The 5,671-nt window shown below is 44.7% G+C and carries 3 protein-coding genes and 2 pseudogenes; all 5 read left to right on the top strand.

What is annotated here, in order from left to right:
• Positions 1-305: pseudogene (locus tag LEP1GSC047_RS22395) on the top strand (IS66 family transposase); the annotation flags it as partial.
• 23 nt (positions 306-328) lie between these two features.
• Entirely contained in the window at positions 329-1,762 is a 1,434-nt protein-coding gene (locus tag LEP1GSC047_RS22175; RefSeq protein WP_010415199.1) for a TIGR04388 family protein, read from the top strand.
• Between the two features lie 18 nt (positions 1,763-1,780).
• Entirely contained in the window at positions 1,781-2,263 is a 483-nt protein-coding gene (locus LEP1GSC047_RS13105; protein WP_039935012.1) for a hypothetical protein, read from the top strand.
• 188 nt (positions 2,264-2,451) lie between these two features.
• Positions 2,452-5,305 (top strand): annotated as a pseudogene (locus LEP1GSC047_RS13110) (TIGR04388 family protein).
• A gap of 55 nt (positions 5,306-5,360) precedes the next feature.
• A complete protein-coding gene (gene tnpA / locus LEP1GSC047_RS22180; RefSeq protein ID WP_039935021.1) occupies positions 5,361-5,651 on the top strand; it encodes an IS66 family insertion sequence element accessory protein TnpA in 291 nt (96 codons plus the stop codon).
• Positions 5,652-5,671 lie beyond the last annotated feature (20 nt).

Below are 5,671 nucleotides of genomic sequence, written 5' to 3' on the forward strand. Positions count from 1 at the left end.
TTATCTCGCTAATCAATGGGAAAAACTGCTTATCTTTTTGGATCGTCCGGGAATTGCAACTGGATACGAATCTGGTCGAGAATGATATTCGTCCTTTTGTGATCGGAGAAAAAAATTGGCTCTTCTCCGGTTGTCCGGAAGGAGCGACTGCAAGTGCAGGATTTTATTCTTTAGTTCAAATTGCAAAGCTCGCGGGAGTCGATCCTTATGCGTATTTGCGGGATCTATTTACCTCTTGGGAAAGCGAGCCGAGGAGTCTTTCTTATCAGGATCTGCCGCAACTCGCTATACCTGTGCTCGATTAGGCGCTTACGCAAACACTGTCAGTGTGGGTTACAACACGGATACCCACTCGTTTGGACCGTTAGGCATCAACGGTAGCTTTAGTACTGATTTCTTAACGTCGGTAGTTCAAGAGAATGTAGCAGATGCCGCGAATCGGGAAGCAGCTCTATCTAAAACATACGGAGATATCCTAGTCCAGATGGGAGAATTTACCCCCGAAGAGATAGCAAATTTACATACTGATCCAAACGGCAACGAGAAGATCGTAGCAGCGTTTAATGAAATCAAACAGAATGCAATTGATTCGGGTAATGAGGGAGCCTTTGGTCAACGTTTGCAAGATGCTATTAACAATTTAAACCAGCAGAACAATACAGACATTCCGGTTAATGATCCGTTAAACGACCGGTCTTCTTGGCCACAGAACTCGGATGAGCAGGCAGGTAAGAATATTCTGGATCTAGGTTATGCGCTGACGAAAAAGGATGATGAAGCTCAGGCTGCTCAAGATAGTCAGGGAAGTTGGGTAGCTGACAATAGCAATGATACTATGTTTGATGGAGCTATTACTAGTGGGCTTATTCCATCACCGCAAACTGAAAAAGAATTTTGGGATGCTTGGGCTAAGGAATCTCCAGCAGCTACAGATATCAGATTAAAGAATATGGCAGATCAAGGTTACGACATAACGGAACTTAAAAAGAAAGTTATGGACTATCGCGCCGGAAGGGCTGCGGCAGCGATAAGTGCAGCACCGGCAAATACAGATTCTGTGAATCAGCAGAAAGATTCGTTACTTGCAGGTCGGGGTCTGACACCTGAGAAAGTTGCTTCATTCTTGAAAGGAATCAGTGATAATGTAGCGGGATTCTTGGATAAGATTACAAATGCTGGAGGTAATTCAAATGTTGTAACGTCGGATCCATATACAAAAACAAATCAAAGAGTGCCGTATCAATTCTTAGAAGAAGGTAACGGTTTCTATAACGTAGCTTCTCAAAGTACCTTTATGGAGCACAAATATGGTCAGAAAGAGCTCGTCGATACTCTAAAGAATACCATTAGCGCCTGGCAAAAATCTTATCCTAATGATCCTATCGGCCTGAACGATTTAGGTTATAAGACCGGCGGAGGTGATCCAAATGCAAATGGGATAGATATTGTAAATCACCATCATAAAGGAAATCAAGTGGATATCGCTTATCCTGTAACAGATGGCGGACGCGGATATAAATCTAGATTAGAGCCAAATTACGATCAGCCGAGATCACGGTATGATTTACAAAAAACTATCGATTTGATTAAGACTATTTCTGCTAATATGCCGGAAGGGTTAAGTGGATTTATCAAATTTAATGATCCAGCAGTTCGGGAATATTTTGATAAAAACAGTTTACCAAATTTAGAGATAAAATGGGATACAAATCCAAATAGAATTTTACATAGCAACCATTTACACTTGGAGCTAAATTTGTAGAAAGGGGGCGGAAATAAAATGAAAAAAGTAATACTCCCGCTAATGACCTTATTCTTTTTTTTACAATTTTCTTGCGAGAAAATACGTAGTAAGAATGAAAATGAGCCAGAAGTTATTTTGTATACGAAAGAGAATAAAATTAAAATGGCGAATGAGCTTATAAATAAACTTGTAGCTGCCCTAACAGACTCGTCCGATTTGTCGACGTTACAGGTTTTTTGTGACGAAAACAGCAGATTTAGTGGCAATATTGGGGATACTGATGCTACATTTAATGGCCGTTTTTTGGACGGTAAACTGAAGGCTTTAAATAAGAATATCTCAGTAAAAGAAGTCATTAGGTTAATCAATACTGGTCATCGAGAGAACGGAAAAAATGGTGATGGTGTTTGGTTTAGTTTATTTTCAGATGGATTTGAATATGGTTTAGGACTCGCGTTCAACGAAAAGCAGAGGAAGTGGGTAATTCGAAGCTTATTTAAAGATAAGCCGGAAAGGTAAATTTACGACTCGAAGTGCAAAAACGAAAAGGATTGAATCACAAAATTAAAATGCAAGCTCGCAACTTACAGACAAAATCTCCTTTCACACCCCGCGAAGGATCGACACGGGGTCACAAAAATCGCGGATGCGATTTTTTGACCGAAGTGGAGAGCCTGACCCGAAGAGAGAAAGCTGAAGGCACTGTAATGAAAAGTAGGTTGAGGGGCGCGGCCAAGAAAAACGGAATCAACGCAGCGGAGAACGTGTCCTTGTTAAGCGCAGCGAATACTGCATTATTGAATAGTAGAATGAGCTATGTAGACGGAATGGTAGGGAATCTATCGAGTCAGTTAACGTTTACGGATAGCGGACTTGGCCAGTTACTAAAAGCAAATGGAGATACGATCTATACAGGTAAGGCTGGAAAAGACGGAAACCAATACATAGCGGATATAGACGGAAATAAGAAGCGGGATGCGAACGGAAACGGGATCACGTTGCAGAGTTTTATCAACTCGACTTGCGGGCAAGGACTTGCAAACGCGGCCTGCTCATCGTATACGACGAAGGAATACACGAGCGTGGTAGCGAATGCAGATGGATCGATCACACTCACGAAGAATATGCATACGGGGACGTCATCACTGACCGGCGGGGACGCGGGGGACTCGAGCAATTATAAATACGATACAACACAAAGACAGTTTACGATTGCGGCTCCTGGAGTGGTTGCCTTGGATTCCCAGAATACGACAGTGAGAGTTGATGACCCTAACGGTTCGACCCGTAAAGGCGGAATTCTTGGACCTAGTGTAGGGCAGTCGGGCACTGGAATTAACATATTCGATTCATCGTCGGTGGGAAATCTGGTGAGTTCCGCCTTTACGAATCTACAAGACTATATGAGCGGGGCCAATTTACAAAAAATGGCGCAAGAAATGACAGGCGGACTCGGGTATATAGACAAACAAGACTCGATGCTGCTCTCGGCTGCACAAACAGACGCGCAGAACAAAGCGCAAACAGCGTCCTTAATCGCAGATTATGCGAAGAACGTATTACTAGGCGGAGTGAGTACGGGAGATTGGGTGAAAGGGCAAGTCAAGTCTGCGACCCAGAGCTTGATAGCGACAGCTCTCTCGAATACATTCGATTTATCACCGGAAGCAGCGTCCTTTTTAGCAGGAGCCTGGCAGGATAAGATAGCAGCTAAGAACGCACAGCATTCGATTAACAATTCGTTTACAAACGTAGGGAATATCTTGGCTAGCGGAGGCATGAGCCTAGTCGCAGGAGCGGATCTCAAGATCATGAGTAATATCCCTGGACTGAGTGGGATCTCAAAGGCAATTATGGATGTATCGTATCCGGGACAAGAAGCGGATATCCAGAAATATAAGAACGATAAATTCCAGGCCTACGGACTCGCAGTTACAGAGTTCGGGAAGATGAACGGCTGGGATCCGACAGTGATCCAACAATTCTCACAATACGCCGTGGATGCGATGAGAAACAAATCAGCGAAGCAGGAACTAGGGATGACGGGACCTGCCTTGTCATTAGGAAGAATCGGAAACGAACTGAACACGATGGCAGCCTCCCTCGAAGGACCTCTTGCGGAGGGAATGGGAGCTTTGACCCATGCTATCTCTACGGGGCTAGCAGGATTACACGTAATCTCGGGATCTAAGGCAGAAGACTTTAACGATGCTACTAGAATCGCAATCAATGATATCAAGCTAAAGGGCAATAAGGATGCAGTGACTCAGTACAAGGCAGACCAGGTGAGTAGCGCGGGGTTTGTAGTACAGCAGTACGGCAAGGCCAATGGCTGGTCCCAGGCTCAAATCGATCAGTATGCTAAGATGGCTGAACAGTTTGTGCAAAGACAACAAGGAAAGCAAGAACTGAATCGGGACAAACTGCTGCTAGATGCTGCAAACTTAGCCACCGGAGGCTTACTCGAAGCCGACCAACAGCTATTGCACGGTGGACTCGAGAGTACGGTTGCTAAGTTTGCCGGTGGGGTCATGAAGACACTGGGAGATCTAGGCCACGACTTAGGTGTAATATCCGCAAGCGATAATAAAAGCATCTACAAACAATCATCAGACTTTCAACATACGATCGACCTTCGAAAGCGAAGGGAGAGGCAAATACCGGGAATGTAAGCTTGAGCCAACAAATCAAGCAGGCTACGAGAGACAAGGTATTTGATGCGATCGGTGAGATGCTATCTCCTAATTTTGGAGGAGCAGATCCACACGCGATCGGACAATTACTAGAACAGTACGAGAACCAACAAGCCGCTAGAAAAAATGCGGCAAACCAGAGACTGGAAGATGCAGCACAAGGAGTGGCGATTGTAACTGCTGCAATCATCACAGGACTCTCGGGAGGAGCGGGAGCTCCATTACTCGAGGCGGCCACTGCCCTCTCCACCGGAGCAGCAGTCACGGCAGATGGCGCAATGATGCTAACAGCAGTAGGGCCAATATAGCAACCCAAACGTATGTGGGAAGTAGAGTTGGAGGGACGAACGGAGCGGTAGCAGGATTTGCGAATGGAGTCATCAGTGCAGCCACGATGGCGACAGAAACTCCGGTATCGGGATATGTAAGCTATACACCTCACCAAAACGCAAATATCATAACCGGTCAACAGGAAGTGGCCGGGGGCTGGGGAGGTGGAGTAACGGGAGCGATACAGAAGGTGGGAGGAACTCAGTATGGACTGAATGGAGGCTTCTCATTTACTCCAGGAAGTGGATTAAACCTAAACGTGAATGTAAACCTTCCGAGTACCAATGGATCGTACGTTGGAGTTAGTTATAATGCTAGTAATGGAAGCTATTCAGGAAACGGAGGCTTTACCTTTGCAAAATCAGGAAGTAATAATTTAGGACTGAACGTATCAGCGAGCGATACGGGTGTAGTAAACGTAGGTGCTAACTTAAGTAATGAACAAAAAGGTTGGAGTAGTCTTGGCGGAGCATTCTTAAACTTCTCGAATACGGGAGACATTACGTTTAGTAATCAGTTTAGAGGTGCAAACACGTAAGCGCCTAATCAAGCCCACCTTTTGCTCCTCGGCCAATCGTGCTAAACTATTTTTAATGAACAGAACAAATGTAGATTGGCAGCAAGAGTTTGAGGAATTTTCAAAAAGTGAACTTTCGCGACCGCAATACTGCAAAAAGAAAGGACTAAAATACTCGGCCTTTCGTTACCACTGGGAGAGGCGAGCTAAGATTCAGCAAAAAGAAGAGGGCTTTGTAGAAGTTCCTCAATCTGTTTCAAACAGCATTTCGTCGGTAGGGTCTGAATTTTTGACCCTAAAAATAGATTCGTCCGGCAAGGCTTCGCTACAAGTAAACCTTCAGTTTAGTTTGGGACAATGGAGCTAAATCCCGGCAGGAGAAAAGTG

This window comes from Leptospira inadai serovar Lyme str. 10 (assembly GCF_000243675.2).
In the GTDB taxonomy this organism is placed as follows: Bacteria; Spirochaetota; Leptospiria; order Leptospirales; family Leptospiraceae; genus Leptospira_B; species Leptospira_B inadai.